Source organism: Thermosporothrix sp. COM3, assembly GCF_059696735.1.
The window spans coordinates 6,909,688-6,925,698 of record NZ_AP019376.1; the positions used below are offsets into that span (position 1 = coordinate 6,909,688).

Genomic DNA, 16,011 nt, shown 5'->3' on the forward strand with positions numbered 1-16,011 from the left:
TTGATAAGAAACAACTGGATTGGTTCTGTTTTATGGCTCTAGAACGCCGTTTGTATGGAGAAAAGAAAGAGGACATATGGACGTGAAGCATAATCGGAGAGCCTGCGAGATGGGGTGGCTATGTTTGCACTTCTAGGTAGGATCTCCATTCGATATCGCTGGCTGATTGTGGCCCTCTGGGGCGTCGCAGTGCTTGCGGCGCTTCCTTTTGCCCCTTTTGCCAGCCAGGTGCTGCATTCGGGAGGTTTTACCAGCCCGGATGCTGAATCACAGCAGGCGATTAATCTGCTGATCGATAAATTAAAGTTAAAGGATACCGCTGTACAGATTATTTATGAGAGTAAACAGAAGGATCTTTCTGTTGATGATCCCCGCTTTCCCGCGGAGGTTGAGCAGTCATTGAGCCGGTTGCGCAACTGGAGTGAAGTTGCCGGAATCGCTACCTTTGTTGAGAATCCGAGGCAGGTATCAAAAGATCGCCATGCCGCCTATGTGACGGTGCAACTGAACGCCAGCGGTGATGAAGCGCCGAAGCTGTTACCAGAACTGGCCCGCCGGGTGCAGGCGGTTCCTGATCTTGAATATCATATTGGTGGCTCTCCTGTCTTTTACGAGGATATTCAGCTTGTCAGCGAGAACGATCTGCGGCGGGCCGAACTGCTGGCCTTTCCTTTCGCGATTGTGGCCTTGCTGCTGGTCTTTCATTCGGTGGTGGCGGCTGTCTTGCCGGCCATTGTTGGCGGCTGTGCGGTGGTGATCGCGCTGGCGCTGGTATATGGTGCAGGGCAGGTGACAGATCTGTCTATCTTTGTGTTGAATATCACCACGCTGTTCGGGTTAGGGCTTGGCGTCGATTATTCACTGTTTATCGTCAGTCGTTTCCGCGAAGAGCTGACGCAGGGGCGTAGCGTCGCGGAGGCGGTCGAAATCACCGTGGCGACGGCTGGTCGAGCGGTGGCCTTCTCAGGCTTGACGGTATCTATTGGGCTGTTAGGCCTGGTCTTCTTCCGTATTAATATGCTGCGCTCAGTTGGGATGGGTGGTATGCTGGTTGTGATTCTGGCGGTACTGGCCGCTGTCACGCTTTTACCGGCGATGCTTGCCATTGTGGGGCCGCGTATCAATGCGCTTCCGGTGAGGATCCCTTTCCTGCACAGGCGAGAAACGGAAGTGCTGCATGAGGGGTTCTGGTATCGCCTCTCGCACTTTGTGATGCGCTATCCTGTGCGCGTCTTTTTGCCCGTACTGCTGGTGCTGATCGGGTTAGGAGTTCCATTCCTCTGGGTGCGTTTTTCGGCTCCCGATGCCTCGATTTTGCCCGCTCAGGTGCCGTCTCGTCAGGCATATGACCTGCTGGCAAAGCGTTTTGATATGCGCGAGACAACGCCGATCATCCTGGCTGTGCAGACGCAGGGCAACGCGACGACACCGGAAAACATTCGTAAGCTCTATGCCTATGTGCAGCGGATAGAGGCGGATCCGCGTGTGAAGCGTGTGGATAGCATTGTTAGCGCTGATCCACGTTTTACGCTGGATCAGTATGAGCTGCTTTATACGCATCCTGAACTGATTGCTGATCCCTATATCGGGGCGCTCTTCCACTCGACGGTGTCGGGTGACACATTGATGATCTCGGTGGTCAGCAAGTATGAGATGAGCGACCCCCGTTCGCAGGAGCTTGCACTGACGATTCGGAATACACCACCGGGGGACGGGATCAAGGTGCTTGTCGATGGAGGTTCGGCGGCCAACGTTGATTATGTGGACTCGCTCTACTCCGATTTCCCGATAGCCGTACTTCTGGTCTTTGGGATTACCTTTGTGGTACTGTTTCTCCTGTTCCGCTCAATTGTGCTGCCATTGAAAGCCATTTTGATGAATACACTCTCGATTCTGGCAAGTTATGGGGCGCTGGTGGTCATTTTTCAGGAGGGTTTTTTACATCAGGTCTTAGGCTTTGCGCCGCTTGGCTTTGTGGAAGCATCCAGTCCGATACTGCTGTTCTGTGCGCTCTTTGGTCTCTCGATGGACTATGAAGTGTTCCTGCTCTCGCGTATTCAGGAGGAATACTGGCGCACCGGAGACAATACCGCTTCTGTGGCGGTCGGATTGGAGCGAAGCGGGCGGATTATCACCAGCGCCGCTGTGATTGTGATTGTGGTCAGTGCCTGTTTCGCCACCGCTGATATGATTCTGGTGAAGGCGCTTGGCATTGGCATGACGCTGGCGGTAATTCTCGATGCCACGCTTGTGCGCGGGTTGCTGGTTCCATCTACCATGCGGCTGCTCGGAGACTGGAACTGGTGGAATCCTTTTAGCAGGAACAGGCATCATCCCCCCGTGCCACATGGCGAGAGCAGAACAGGAACAACAAGTACGGTTGGAGGAAGCAATGAATAGAGCGAGGAAACAGCACCCATATTGGTTAATCCTGGTCGCTGTACTGGGGATACTGCTTTCTTCCTGTGGTTTTCCGGGGATGGTCTCGACAACGCAGCAATTGCCGCCGGTAAAGCCTACCCCCTCACCGACGCCGTTACCTCCTGCGCGGCTGCCGCAAGATGATGGTCGTCACAATAACCTGACAGAGTGGTGGTATTATACGGGGCACCTGACAGCAAAGGAGGCTACAGGTAAACTACGGCACTACGGCTTTGAGTTCGTCATTTTCCAGGTTTTGCGTGCCGATCTGCCGCCTTTCTACGCCTCGCATTTTGCGATCACGGATAAGTCAAAGGGCACGTTTCAGTACGATCAGCGGCGTATCATGTCGCCAACCATAGCCCGAAATGACGTGAAAGGGTTTGATCTCCATATTGGTGACTGGACGATGCAGGGCTATAACGGACAGGATCATCTGGCTGCCAGCATGCAGAACTACGCGATCACGCTTCAACTTGCCGCCCGGAAGCCAGCGGCTCTGCATAACGGTGACGGCTTGATTCCCTATGGTCTGGCGGGCTTCTCCTATTATTATTCACGGACAAAGATGAATGTCAGTGGCTCTATTGTCGATCACGGGCAGATGCTTCAAATTGAGCAGGGTCAGGCCTGGATGGATCATCAGTGGGGTGATTTCCTGACGCTTGCCAGCGGCGGCTGGGAGTGGTTTAGCCTGCAACTGCATGATAATAGCGAGATCATGGTCTATTATATTCGTGATGCCAGCGGTAAGGTGTTAGCCACTTATGTTGGTTATGTCGATGCCTCAGGCAAGGATATTGTGCTTCCAGCCTCGGCGCTGCACACCACTATTCTTGAGCAGTGGAAGAGCCCGCATACAGGCTTTGTCTATCCCTCTGGCTGGAAAATAGAGATCACTGATAAGCGCATCCCAATAACACTGCTTATCAAGCCCGTGCTGAAAGATCAAGAGCTGGTTGTGAAGCAAACGACCGGTAACGTCTACTGGGAAGGAGCGGTGACGGTTGAGGGGCAGAAGCATGGCAAGCCAGTGACTGGTGATGGCTATGTGGAACTGACAGGCTTTACCAAAAAGCGGCAGAAGGCCCCTGGCTTCAGCTAAGGGGATGGATGGCGCAGGAAGCCATCAGAGGCAGAACGTTCCCCTTCGCTTGACAGAAGACAATCGTTGTGCGAGAATACACGAAGATAGTGAGGACGAACAAGGAGCAAGGGATGCTGATCTCCGAATACAAGCTCGATGGGTCGAAGGCGCAATTCGCCGCCATCGAGGAAGCCATCCGCACGACCCAGTTCATTCGCAACACGTGCCTGCGCCTCTGGATGGATGCACGCGGCGTCTCCAGGAATGACCTGCAGCAGTATTGCGCTGTGCTCGCCAAACAAATTCCCTTTGCGCTCTCCCTCAACTCGCAGGCCCGGCAAGCTGCCGCTGATCGGGCGTGGGCTGCCATCTCCCGCTTCTATGAGCATTGTAAGAAGAAGAAACCAGGAAAGAAGGGCTCTCCTCAGTTCCAGCATGATTGTCGCAGTGTCGAGGACAAGCAGACGGGCTGGAAGCTGGATCCTGATGGGGTGCACATTCGGTTCACAGATGGCTGTGGCATTGGCCGGCTGCGCCTCATCGGCTCGCGCGATATCATGGCCTTTCCCCTCTCACAGATCAAGCGGGTACGACTGCTCCGGCGGGCTGATGGCTACTATTGTCAATTTGCGGTGGCAGCTACCCGCCGGGTCGAGCATCAGCCCTCTGGCAAGCAGGTGGGCATTGATCTGGGGCTGCGTGCCTTCTTCACTGACTCCGAAGGGAATACCGTGGCTCCTCCCCGGTATCTCCGCAAAGCGGAACGACGGCTCAAGCGGCTGCATCGTCGACTCTCGAAGACGCAGAAACGCAGCCGCAATCGGCGCAAAGCCCGTCAAGCCCTCAGCAAAGCGTCTCTCAAGGTACAGCGGCAGCGCGAGGATGTCGCCAGGAAGCAGGCGAACGCGCTTGTCTCGTCTCACGACGTGATTGCCTATGAAGCCTTGCAGATCCGCCATCTCGTCAAGAACCGTCATCTGGCCAAGAGCATCTCTGATGCGGCGTGGGGTCGCTTCCTCTGGTGGGTGAGATACGATGGCACGCTGCATCGTGTTCCGGTGATCGGGGTGGAACCGGCCTTTACAACCCAGGACTGTTCTCGTTGTGGACAGCGGGTCAAGAAGAGCTTGAGTGTGCGTACGCATCTGTGTCCTGGCTGTGGGCTGCTCCTCGACCGCGATCACAATGCCGCCTTAAATATCTTGCACAAAGCGCTACAGGGTACCGTCGGGCAGACGGGAACCGACGAGGGTGTCTCGTCGAACGCTTCTGGACAGCCTGCCGCTACGCGTCGTCGCACTGCGGCGCCGCGCAAGCAGGCTGGATGAAGGAAGAATCCCCGGCCTTCAGGTCTGGGGAGTGTCAATAAAAACACACCGGAAAGCACTGGCTTGAGCCATGTGGATGAAAGGTGTATCTGCGCTTTCTGAGCAGAGAATGTGAGCATTGCTTGATGATGGAGCTTACCTGTGCTCTGTTTCTTTTCATACAGAGGTACCCCCAGGCAGATGGGCACCGGTGAGCTCCCCTCGTCAAACGCTTCTGGGATAGCGGGTCGTCGTGCTGCGGTGGTTTGCAAGAATGCTGGCTGAAAGAAGCATTCCCCGGCGAGGGTCTGGGGAGTGTCAACAAAGAGTAGCGCACAAAAAAGGGAGGGGAGAAACAACCGGCACATTGTTGTTCTCCCCTTTCCCCATGCCGTGAAGGCAGGCAAAATGAGTGGTTATCTGCGTCGATGTTCGATGACACCGTGAAGGAAAGAGCTCAGCGCGCCACAGCCGAGGATCAGAGCACCAACCACGATACCTGCTCTCAATCCGTAGGTGTCGACAATAGCACCGCCAAGCGTAGGACCGATAAGCTGACCGATACCAAAGATAGCCAGCATAAAGCTGAGGCTACCGGTGAAATGGTCGGGATCAACCGCATTGCGCTGAACGACAGTTGAAATCAATGGAGGCCCGATAAAGAGTGCTGCCCCCGCTAATGCGGCACCAATCCCGATAGCGAAGACGTGCGAAGCTGCCGAAATCAGCGTGCCCACCGTGCCGATCAGCATTGATATGCCCATCAGAAAACCGTTCGGCCAGCGTTGCAGCGATTTGATCCAGACCAGGCCTCCGAGAATGCCGAAAATGCCCATTGCTCCCCAGACAATCCCCGTCAGAATAGAAGGCAGGCCCTGCTGAACGACCAGCGAGATGAAGTAGGTCGTGAAGATGATATAGCCACAACCATAGCTGAACATCGACAGCATCAGAAAAAGCAGCTTTCGTGGAGAGAGAACTTCAAGCAGCAAGACGAGCGGCGATATATGCGCCTGTGCCGAGGATGAGGCCTCAAGCTGCCGATGTCGGTTTGCTTGTAGCGAGCGATAGAGACCGTAGGTGCAGATCAGCCCGAGCAGCCCCATGATGGCCCACATTAGTCGCCAGGAGAAACCGCTTCCAAGTTGCAGGACGGGCGGTGCGATCAGGCCTGTGATGACAATACCGAAAGTGCTTCCGATCCAGATAAAGCCGGTAGCATCGCTCTGTTTTGCCGGCGGGGTCCGCTCAAGCAGCAGTGAAAGGGTGAGCGGGTTCGCGACCGCTGAGAAGAAGCCGACCAGAAAGCGCCAGATCCCGAGCTGAAGAAAGTCGGTGCTGGAGGCAGACGCCAGAATGGTGGCATTCATCAGAAACAGGCTGATGCAGTTCATTTTGATGCGGTCACGGAACATCATGAGCAGGAAGGGAAGGCCCAGTGTTCCAAGCAGATAACCCGCGAAGTTCGCTGTCCCGATCAGGCCAAGCATGCTATAGGAGCCATGCAGCGAGTCCTGAATGGTCGGAATAAGCAGGCCATAGGAGAAGCGCGCAAAGCCAATAATACAGGAGAAAGCCAGAGCAGACCACCAGGCAAGTGGACGTAAACCTGTCTGGACTTCATTTCTTTCTATTGTTACGGCTGCATGTGCGAGAAAATCAGTTGTTCGTTCTTTTGTCAGCATAGAGAATAGGTACTCCCGCGTATTCAGCAGAGAATTGATGTCGTTTTTCAGACAGTACAAAAAAGAGATGTGTAAGAAAGATATAGGGAAGTATGCTGAAGGCAGCGGCTTTGTTGCAATCAGATCGTTGTTCTCTTCATTCTGAAGTATAATAGATAGATGTTGATATGTCTAACACTTCTTTGAGAAAAGATTGATGCCGTGGCGGCATCAAGTGGGGGATGGCATGGAGATTCGACAACTGACCTACTTTCTGGCGGCGGTAGAGACCCAGAATTTTCGCAAGGCAGCGGAATTATGTTATGTCGCTCAATCTGCGTTAAGCCGCCAGATCGCAGCGCTGGAACAGGAACTCGGGGTTGAGCTCTTTGAGCGCAAGAACAAGCGCATTTTTCTAACGCCAGCAGGGCATGAGTTTGCGGCGTATGCACGGCAGGCGCTCGAACAGCTTCAACAGGGCCAGCTTTCAATGGCGCGGCTTCAGGGAGAGTTCAGCGGCACACTGCGCATCGCATGTATCGAGCCGCTGCTTTCGACGTTGCTGTATTCGCTGGCGACTCATTTTCATCAGCAGTACCCGCATATTTATCTTGACGTACGCGTGGCCTTGACTGACGAGATCCTCACGTTGGTAGAGCAGGGGGAGATCGACGTTGGCTTTCTCTTTGATCCATTGGTGCGGCCTGAACTGCTGGTTGTGCAGGAGCTCTTTCGGGAGCCGCTGCAACTGCTTGTTCCGGCGCAGCATCCCCTGACTCGTGTTCCTGCGGAGGAGATCACCATAGAGCGTATTGTCTCTGAGCCGCTCTTGCTGTTACGCTCAACTTTTCGCCTGCGTCGGATTATTGATCGTGTGCTGCTTCAGCGTGGCATTGCGGTTCAGCCTATTATCGAGATCGATGCCGTTGAAGGGTTAAAGCAGCTTGTGCGACATGGAGTGGGTATCTCGCTGGTGACAGCGGCCTTTGTGCCAGTTGAGCAGCGTGATGACGGGCTGGCCATTTTGCCGATAGTTGATGTTGTAGAAGAGTTTCTCTTTGCCATCACCTATCGGCGCGTGGGGCCATTGCCCGCGGTTGCCCGTCGATTTGTGGAAATGGTACTTGACTCAAAACTGCGGCTTCAGGGCAATTGAATACCGGCTACTGGCTGAAGGTGTCCGTTGACCTCGCTGAGATACTCCTGCGTCAGGGTATAGCGGCCATCTGGAGCCGTCTGGAGCTGAACAAGTGCCAGCGTATCCTGATAGAGAAGGTGACGCTTTAGTTGGACCGAGGGAGCAAGGGCCTGAAGCGGGAGTATGCGTGTACGCAGGTGCCCATAGCTGGCTCTGGTCACATAGGACTGGGTTTCAATCATGAGCCGATGCTTGCGGGCAAGACTGTTATGGATTGGCGTGCAGACGAGCTGATGCAGCCGCGCTCCGCTGCTTTCCTGTGCTGTCGCTGCATAGGAAAAGTGGACATCACCCGAGAAACAGAGCGTATCCAGTTGTCTCCGAGCAAGCTGCTGACGTAGCGCGTTCCAGGTGACATGGTAGAGTGGCCAGTGATCGAAGTCGCCTTTTCTCGCCAGAAACAGGCCAAAGCGTGCAAGTTGTTTTTTAAACCAGTTGTTTGATGAGCCGCGTACGCCCGCCATATATTCAAACCAGCCGATCAGTGGTGGCAGAAGCAACGGAACCGAGGAAACTATGAGCGCGGGCGTCTGAGTCTGAGCTTGCAGCCATTGTTCCAGATCTGCCATCTGCTGTGGACCCATAATCTGAAGTGGGGCGAAACGTGCGTCGCTCTCTGGCTGGAGGACCGAGGTGCGATCAGCCCGGGTATTGGTGACGAAAATGGTGGGAGAGGTTGGAATAGTGTAGTGCCAGGGCAGCTCATAGTTTTTATAAATCGCTGCTCGCATAACATTGCGTAAAGTTTCCAGACAATCTGTGCCGCTCTGCTCAGCTTCCTGCATAATACGCAGGAGCGGGTGCTGTGGATAGAGATGAGGCAGGATATTTCCCCAACCCTGGTAAACCCAGTAGGCTACCATCCCATCGATAATTGTCTGTTCCAGACCTTGTTGCAGCGCTTCCTGCCGCCAGGTGGGCGAGGTATTCCAGTTATTGGTGATCTCGTGATCGTCGAACATCATATAGGTTGGCAGGGTTGCCAGAACCTGCCGGATACCCTCGTTCGCGGTCCAGGCATAGTGATAGAGGAACGCGAAATCGTCGAATGTATGAGCTCCCTCGCGAAATTGAGGATAGCGTTCAATAAAGGAAGCGGAAGGCCTATCTGCATAAATCTGGTCGCCAATCAGGAGCAGGAGATGTGGCCAATGCTGCTCTTTGTCGGTGGCATGGGCCTGGAGCCAATTTCCGAACAGGCTCAAAGGATCAGTATGTTGTGGATGGAACTGCCGACAGGAGCCGTACACAAAGCGGAGCTGATGGGCAGATGTCGAAGCGGGCAAGGTGCGGAGGTAGTGAAGTTGCTCGGTTGGGAGAGGGATTAAGGTTCCGTCCGCTTCTGTTGAGGTGAGCATGGTATATCTATACCAGCTTGCCGGTTCCAACCCCTGTAGCAGAACCGCAGCAAAGTAGTGATTCCCGACGCGAATGGTATGCGCATACGCGGTGACACGTTCAAGCGCCGAGGCTCCTTCTTTTTGGGCAATGACGGTAACAATACAGGGCTCTGAAAGTTCTGCCCAGAGGAGAGCGTGAGAGGAGTCAATAGCGCGTAGAATCGGGCCAATACTCAGGTGTGGCATGGTGCTCATTTAAATCCTTTCAACCGTTGGAGATGTGCCTTTATATTACGTTGTTCTGCCTTGATGGTGCAAATAGAGCAAGGCATATCTGTGCTCTAACATGTACGCTGTAGGAGGCCAAAATGTCATAGAGATTCTTCTTGAGTACCATCTGAAATGCGAAAAAGAGAAGAAAGAAGGTATAGTGATAAAGAGAATTGAAAAATTGTAACAAAAGATACCATGTAGTATGAGATAAGGAGAAAAGTGAAAGAAAAATCATCCCAGTGCTCAAATCCTTTTGTCTGTATGAAAAAAGATTCAGTGTTTTTGAGGTGGAAAGACAGGGCGAAAGGTGTGAAAGATGTGTTACACTGATGGGAGATCTTTCTCTCTCTCCCTATTGATGGCTGAGTTATTGACGACGGCATGCATCTGTATGGTATACTTTGTTGCGATGTGCGAGATGTATGTTGTAATTCGTATCGTACATGTCGCGTACATGTAACTTGCTTGTTGTGCGTGTTATGAGATAAGAAACATCAGACAGAGAAAATTGTTCTCCTGAATGCAGAAAAAAGAACAGGAGAATGCTTTTCAGCTTTTACTGTAGAAATATGTATATCTTCAGTCCTGCTCGGTGCCAATTCTTTTTCTGCTTTTGTGCAGAGAGTGACTGATGATTTTCTGGACAGTCACAATCAAGGGAGGCTGAGTTGAGGGCGTTTAGACATATGTATCGGGTAGGACTGGCATGGAAGCAATGGAAGCAAAAACAGACGCATCGCCAGTAGATGAATCTGCTATCGTTGAGCGTGTTGCGCGAATCATGAACACCGTACGCGGTGCAAAGTCGGATTATAGCCTGTTGGTTGCTGAATTAGAGCCAACATTACCCTTTGACGTGTTCGGTGTCGTCTTGCTACGTCATGATCGCAAAGCGATTCGAGCAGTGATTTGTCGTCGTGAAAAAGGAAAATGGGTAACGGAGCACCGCCAGCATCCTCTATCCGGTTCGATGGTTGAGCGAATGCTGAAGGCGCCTATTCTCCTGGTCAATGACTACCCGGAGGAGCTGGATGGGGCGCCCGCAGTGTGTGGGGATGCCTTGAGCTCGTACCCTCAGCTTCACTCGACCTTGATCGCACCGCTGGTAGTCGAGGATCGAGTGCTTGGTACATTAGAGCTTGGAAGCGTTGATTCCGGGGTTTACGCGGATCAGACCTTGCAGCGTCTGGTGAATGCAGTGGCTCGGGTTCTAGCGGCAGCGATTGAGAGTGCTCAGCTAGGAGGAAGTGCCGAGCTTCAGAACCGCCAGCGCGAGGCGCTAAAGGCTGTCACCAATGCCCTGACATCGAAGCTGGATATCCCGACTATTTTACATCGTATCGTCAGGGGTATTGCGCATGCTCTGAATGTGGCTTCTGCCATTGTGATTGTGGATCGGCGGCGAAACTGTTTGAGCTTTGCAGCACATGCTGGGTTTCAGGGAGATGCTGAGGAACTGGAACAGGTCTTTCAGGAAACGTTGCCAGTGCGTGATGGCTGCATTATCAGTCGCACCATTCACGCGGGAAACTCGGTTGTCTCAAACGACATCGCGGTAGATGAGGAGTTTCCAGCCAGTCGTTTTTTTGCCAGTCGCCTCGGTATTCACTCGGTTTTGAGCTATCCGCTGCACACCGGGAATATGGTGTTTGGCGCTCTTCTGCTCTGTTCGCCTGAGACGGGGGGCTTTACGCCGCTGAAAGCCGATATCCTTGCGCTTTTTGCCGGGCAGGCTTCCTTTGCCATTCATAACGGTCTCTTGCTGGATTCTGCTCACCGACGCAGTCGTTTCCAGCGAGCAATAGAGAAGCTGGAGCGTGCCCAGCAGCAGCGCCTGGTTGCTCAAGATGACGAGGAAGTGCTGCGAGAAGAACTCAGATTACTGGAACAGATCCACGAAGAGACAAAGCGTACGTTCGGTATTAATTTCAGTAGTCTGTTGCGGTTCGTCAGCGACCATCTATTGACGCTCAGGGAACAGACGCTTGAGGCTGCCATGTTCGCAGAACTGGCGGATCGTAGGATTGATGAAGAGGCAAAGCTGGAGAGCGTGCCCGTTGAGGTGCTGCCAGAAGACCTCGAACTACAGCCACTGGCGGATGGTGAGGAACCCGAACCCAGGGACGACTTGCCGAACACAGTTGCTCTGTTGACCAGGGCGGCTGAAGCAGCACTGGTAGGGACCGGCATGGTGGGTGAACTGACCCCATTGATGATCAAGTCAAATGGCATTAATGATGCCTGGCTGGTGATCGATCTTGAGGGACGCTGTACCTACATGAACCCGGAAGCTGAGGCGCTCTGTGAGACTCGAATTGAGGGGATGTCACGTTTATATAACTCATCAACGATTCTCTCGCGTGAGCAAGAGGCAGCCTCGCTTGAAAGCGTCTTTGTAAAACTTATTCCTCGCATGCGAAATCGTGCGGAAGTTTTGCGCTACTTGCATGACTTCGGGCAGGAAGGCAACAGCCGGCAGGAGATCCGTTGTATTCTGGCGCCTGCACCGGTCTCGGAAAAGGAGCAGATTGGAGAAGGATGTCATAGAACTCCTCTTTCCGAAATCTTTCCGGGTGATCGCTATTATCGCTTTACGCGGCACCCGCTGCCAAACCATGATGGCTTACTGGTTGCGCATGTCCTACAGGTACACGATATTACCGAAGAAGTGCGGGAAGAAAAGCATCGTTCAGCCCTGCTGACCTCGGTCTCGCACGATCTGCGCACGCCACTGACCACGATCAAGGCGGCGGTCTCCGGGCTCTTGCAGGAGGGGGTGGAATGGGATGAAGAAGACAAGCGCATGATCCTTGAGGATATCGAGACGGAGACAGACCACCTGACGGCACTGGTTAACGCGCTGGTAGAATTGTCTCGTATCGAGATGGGAGCGCTTGTACTGGCGAGAGAATGGTGTGATGTTGCTGAAGTGCTACATGGTGCGTTAAGTAAATTAGGGCGTATTCTGGGGGAGAGGAATGTAAAGGAAGAAATTGTCCCATCGGTGCCACTGATATATGTAGATCATGTACAACTTGAGCGTGTTTTCTATAATCTGATTGAGAATGCGGCGCGACATATACCCGAGGATGAGGAAATCACGGTCAGTATGGCGGTCAGGGAAAATGAATTAGAGGTACGCGTGGTTGATCTTGGAAGCGAGATCCCTGCGCATGGCTATGAACGTGAGCGTATCTTTACTTCATTTTATAGCTCTCGCTCCTATGGTAATGGGCTCAGTTTAGCTATCTGCAAAGGTATAGTAGAAGCTCATGGCGGTCATATCTGGGTTGAGCCAAACAGGGTTGATGAGGATGGCAAAGGGGGCAAGGGAGCCTGTTTTGTCTTTACTCTTCCTCTCCTTGAAAAGGGAGATACACCTGTTGAGAAAAGGTAGACAGGCAGAGAATGCTGATACCGCAACACCTTGATTATGTAAGGGGAAGGAGCTAATGAGGCCGAAGGGGAAACGTATACTCATTGTTGATGATGAATTGCCAATCCAGCGTATTCTACGGAAGTCGTTGCATGCAAGTGGCTATGAGGTACTTGCAGCCTACAATGGAGAGCAAGCATTAGAGATAGTACGCCTTCATCAGCCGGATCTCATCCTGCTGGATCTCTGTATGCCGGGCCCGGTCAGCGGGCTGGATGTGTGCGTCGCAGTGCGCAAGCAGGGGAAAACCCCGATTATCGTTGTGTCGGCGCTGATCGATGAGAAGGAGAAGGTAAGGGCGCTGGATCTGGGAGCGGATGATTATCTGACCAAGCCATTTGGCAATAACGAACTGATGGCGCGGGTGCGAGCCTGTTTACGCCGGGCCCAGACCACAGAGACCGAAGAGGAAGAAGAACCAGAACTGCTGGTCAGTGAAGACAAATATATTTATATGGATGTGGTGCGGCGTCAGGTGCGGGTGGGTGGGCAGGATGTACGTTTAACGCCGACTGAGTTCGAGTTATTGCGCTACCTGATGCAGCATTCAGGGAGAGTTCTGACCCATCGACAGTTGTTGCGCTCGGTCTGGGGGCCAGAGTATGGCGATGAAGCGGACTATTTACGTGTCTATGTTCGGCAGTTGCGGCTGAAAGTAGAAGAGGAGCCGTCGCGGCCACGCTATATTATAACTGAACCTGGCGTAGGATATGTATTCCGTTCTCCTATGAAGAGAGAAAATATTTAATAGAATTTTTATGTCAAAAGGGAATATTTTCATTGCAAACTCGGAGAATGTTCTATACACTGAAGGGCAGAGAATCCCCTGAGGGGACTGCATGGACAGAAAGGTATGGATGTGCGGCACTCCCTCGCGAGCGGAGGCAGCCCGGAGCTGAAAAGAGGTGTTATCTGGGGGATGTTATAGAGGTAATCCGAATGGTGCAGAAGAAATCAATGCGCGTATGTATTACCGGCAACGAGAGTAGCTTTTATCGGATACTCGTCTCCAATATTGTGCGTTGGGGATATGAAGCAGTTATTGTTTCTCCCGAACACATCTGGAACATGGAGACAAACATACATACAGAGAGTGACATCTTGTTGTATGATTTGGATATGGTCTCTCGCTCTTCCGGTTCAAAGCAGGAAGAGGGGAAAGCTGAGCAGAAAGTGGGAGGTGTGGGAAGTGGGACCAGAATAGCGCCTGTATGGGGAAAACTGCCCTTACTTATCGCCCTGGGAAGTGGTTCAGTGTCGCGCGTTATGCTGGAAGAACTGGGGGCGATTGCATTCTTACAGAAACCGTTCGAGATGAAACAGTTGCAACGCTATGTACAGGTATTGGGGCGGCTGATCGCGCCCACAGAGAGTGAACAGATGGGAGTGCGGAGCCGCACCAATGAGATTCGGGTGCTGGTTGTAGATGATGATGCTTTTGTTGCAAAGACAATTCGGCAGAGTCTTGAAGAGAAATTGGGCTACAATGTCGTAGTGGCTCACGAGGGTCTGGAGGCATTAGAAGTATGTCTTGACTGGCAACCACACTGTATTATTACAGATGTGATTATGCCCTGGATGAATGGATATCAGATAATGCGCTGTTTAGCTGCCGGAACAGTACAAATGATGCCTTCGTTTATCGTGATGACTGCATTGACGCAGAAAGTACGGCCTGCTGAGAGTGGATATTTGCCGACGAAAGGAGTTGTGTATGTGCAGAAGCCCTTTCGGATGGGAGAATTACTGACAATGGTTGAACAGGCATGCATGCAGAGTTCAGGTGCCAGTTCATAGAGGGGAAGAGGCAGGCAATACGCAAATTTCTGAGATGTGTAAGTTAGTCTTCACTTTTAAGGATCTAGGGATAGAATGGAACCGCAGCAAGACCGCATAATGGATGGAGACCTGCAAACATTAGGCCTTCAGTCCATTTTGAAAATGCTAGCCCTGAGCGAGAAAACCGGAAAATTATTTGTCTCCTCAGGACCAGAGACGCTCTCAATCGGGCTGCGTAAAGGCAAGATTGTTGGCTTGCATGAAGAGGGTATTCCTCAGCCCGATCTGTTGGGCATGCTCTGCCTGATGAACAGGTTGACTCCTGCGCAAGCGCAGATGGTGCGAGATGCTGCACGCGGCAATATACAGCATACCCTGGCTTTACTGGTAGAGCGAGGGTGGATGAGTCCGGCGGAAATGCAGCAACGCCTGGAATTTTTTGTCACCCAGGCGATCAGCCATGCGCTTCGTTGGGTGAATGGGCGTTTTGTCTTTTATTTGCAGATTATTCCTGCCGATACCGGAATGCAACCGCTTGACGTGGACTCAGTGCTTCTGGAGGCTCTGCGTCAGGCAGACGAATGGGCGGAGATCATGGCGGAAGGGGGAAGCATTACCGGTTTCACCCGTACCACCGTGGCTCGTTGGAAGCCGCAGGTGCGTAATGACGTGCGTAGTCTGGGACTGGGTCAGGAAAGTATTGATGTGCTATGCCTCTCTAATGGGGAGTTCCCCTTGCAGGCTGTCTCGCTCGCGCTCTTGATGCCTGAGGCCCGTGTTGCCCGCATCATGGTTCGTTTAATTGAACTCAGACTGATCGAGGTGGTGGATACCGCGTTAGAGGCTGAGCTTCAACAAGATCTTTCAAATATCATCATTAAAAGTCAGTATATGCTGGCGCGCCATCGCAACGCCTCTAATGCTGATCAACTCCTGCTGGGTTTGATCGCGACTATTGCTGAATGCATCAATGGGCTGTTGGGCCATCATGGGCATTATGCACGGGCTTTGCGCGGTCGTGGTCATGTCCCTTCCGCCGAGGTGGTCAGATATATTGAGCAGCGCTTCTATCCTCATTTGCAGAACCTGGCTCAGAAGCAATATGCTATTTTAGAGACAGCAAGCTTTGTCAATGGACAGCTTGATTGTAATGATATACTCACTCTTAATAAAGTGGTCAAAGGCGAACAGCTAGAAGAGTTTTATTGGGAAGCGGTGTTAGGACTTGCAGCGTTTTTACGCATTGTGTTCTCTGAAATGCTCCAGGATGAGGTAGGAAACTCCCATACTGGCCGCCAGATCAACGTTGCCTGGAAGGTCTTTTTATCAGAGATTGACCATGAGGTACAGCAGTATCAGATCTATCGTGCTCATCGGAAAACACAGAAGGCACGAGGACGCGATAGCCGGGCGAATACACCATCATTAAATCTGATGCAGGGATGGTCAACCTCAGAGAATGATGGAGATTACTGGTCGCCTGAGACACAAAGGAGGACAATCTAA

At 52.5% G+C, this 16,011-nt stretch carries 10 protein-coding genes; 8 read left to right on the plus strand and 2 right to left on the minus strand.

Features of this window, described 5'->3' with window-relative positions; all coding sequences use genetic code 11:
• Positions 1-120: 120 nt before the first annotated feature.
• The 3 genes from KTH_RS29565 to KTH_RS29575 all read left to right on the plus strand — a co-directional run bounded on the left by KTH_RS29565 (position 121) and on the right by KTH_RS29575 (position 4,836).
• On the plus strand, positions 121-2,400 hold the full coding sequence (locus KTH_RS29565; protein ID WP_497622474.1) for an MMPL family transporter: 2,280 nt from the start codon (positions 121-123) through the stop codon (positions 2,398-2,400).
• A complete protein-coding gene (locus tag KTH_RS29570; RefSeq protein WP_170142979.1) occupies positions 2,393-3,526 on the plus strand; it encodes a lipocalin-like domain-containing protein in 1,134 nt (377 codons plus the stop codon). The genes KTH_RS29565 and KTH_RS29570 overlap by 8 nt, the downstream gene beginning before the upstream one ends.
• A 113-nt stretch (positions 3,527-3,639) precedes the next feature.
• Positions 3,640-4,836 carry an RNA-guided endonuclease InsQ/TnpB family protein gene (locus tag KTH_RS29575; protein WP_497622476.1) on the plus strand — a complete coding sequence of 399 codons (1,197 nt, stop codon included), beginning with the start codon at positions 3,640-3,642 and terminating at the stop codon, positions 4,834-4,836.
• 395 nt (positions 4,837-5,231) lie between these two features.
• Here KTH_RS29575 and KTH_RS29580 read toward each other — a convergent pair whose 3' ends face one another.
• Positions 5,232-6,500 (minus strand): YbfB/YjiJ family MFS transporter, encoded by a 1,269-nt coding sequence (locus KTH_RS29580; protein ID WP_111322174.1) that lies wholly within the window; start codon positions 6,498-6,500, stop codon positions 5,232-5,234.
• A gap of 226 nt (positions 6,501-6,726) precedes the next feature.
• Between KTH_RS29580 and KTH_RS29585 the strand changes: the two genes are divergently transcribed.
• Positions 6,727-7,635, plus strand: a complete 909-nt coding sequence (locus KTH_RS29585) for a LysR family transcriptional regulator (RefSeq protein WP_170142559.1) — start codon at positions 6,727-6,729, stop codon at positions 7,633-7,635.
• Here KTH_RS29585 and KTH_RS29590 read toward each other — a convergent pair.
• On the minus strand, positions 7,623-9,272 hold the full coding sequence (locus KTH_RS29590) for an alkaline phosphatase D family protein (RefSeq protein WP_111322177.1): 1,650 nt from the start codon (positions 9,270-9,272) through the stop codon (positions 7,623-7,625). The two genes, KTH_RS29585 and KTH_RS29590, sit on opposite strands and share 13 nt — an antisense overlap.
• Positions 9,273-10,005: 733 nt before the next feature.
• On the opposite strand from KTH_RS29590, the gene KTH_RS29595 reads away from it, so the two are divergent.
• The 4 genes from KTH_RS29595 (at position 10,006) to KTH_RS29610 (ending at position 16,011) form a co-directional block, all read left to right on the plus strand.
• Positions 10,006-12,687 carry a sensor histidine kinase gene (locus tag KTH_RS29595; RefSeq protein ID WP_497622479.1) on the plus strand — a complete coding sequence of 894 codons (2,682 nt, stop codon included), beginning with the start codon at positions 10,006-10,008 and terminating at the stop codon, positions 12,685-12,687.
• Positions 12,688-12,742: 55 nt separating this feature from the next.
• On the plus strand, positions 12,743-13,474 hold the full coding sequence (locus KTH_RS29600) for a response regulator transcription factor (protein ID WP_111322181.1): 732 nt from the start codon (positions 12,743-12,745) through the stop codon (positions 13,472-13,474).
• A 209-nt stretch (positions 13,475-13,683) separates the two neighbouring features.
• Entirely contained in the window at positions 13,684-14,523 is an 840-nt protein-coding gene (locus KTH_RS29605) for a response regulator (protein ID WP_497622481.1), read from the plus strand.
• A gap of 75 nt (positions 14,524-14,598) precedes the next feature.
• A complete protein-coding gene (locus KTH_RS29610) occupies positions 14,599-16,011 on the plus strand; it encodes a DUF4388 domain-containing protein (RefSeq protein WP_111322185.1) in 1,413 nt (470 codons plus the stop codon).

What these genes read in the sequence shown, in the direction of transcription:
- KTH_RS29565 (WP_497622474.1), top strand. Translation starts at nt 121, where the DNA reads ATGTTTGCACTTCTAGGTAGGATCTCCATTCGATATCGCTGGCTGATT.
- KTH_RS29570 (WP_170142979.1), top strand. Translation starts at nt 2,393, where the DNA reads ATGAATAGAGCGAGGAAACAGCACCCATATTGGTTAATCCTGGTCGCT.
- KTH_RS29575 (WP_497622476.1), top strand. Translation starts at nt 3,640, where the DNA reads ATGCTGATCTCCGAATACAAGCTCGATGGGTCGAAGGCGCAATTCGCC.
- KTH_RS29580 (WP_111322174.1), bottom strand. Translation starts at nt 6,500, where the DNA reads ATGCTGACAAAAGAACGAACAACTGATTTTCTCGCACATGCAGCCGTA.
- KTH_RS29585 (WP_170142559.1), top strand. Translation starts at nt 6,727, where the DNA reads ATGGAGATTCGACAACTGACCTACTTTCTGGCGGCGGTAGAGACCCAG.
- KTH_RS29590 (WP_111322177.1), bottom strand. Translation starts at nt 9,272, where the DNA reads ATGAGCACCATGCCACACCTGAGTATTGGCCCGATTCTACGCGCTATT.
- KTH_RS29595 (WP_497622479.1), top strand. Translation starts at nt 10,006, where the DNA reads ATGGAAGCAAAAACAGACGCATCGCCAGTAGATGAATCTGCTATCGTT.
- KTH_RS29600 (WP_111322181.1), top strand. Translation starts at nt 12,743, where the DNA reads ATGAGGCCGAAGGGGAAACGTATACTCATTGTTGATGATGAATTGCCA.
- KTH_RS29605 (WP_497622481.1), top strand. Translation starts at nt 13,684, where the DNA reads ATGCGCGTATGTATTACCGGCAACGAGAGTAGCTTTTATCGGATACTC.
- KTH_RS29610 (WP_111322185.1), top strand. Translation starts at nt 14,599, where the DNA reads ATGGAACCGCAGCAAGACCGCATAATGGATGGAGACCTGCAAACATTA.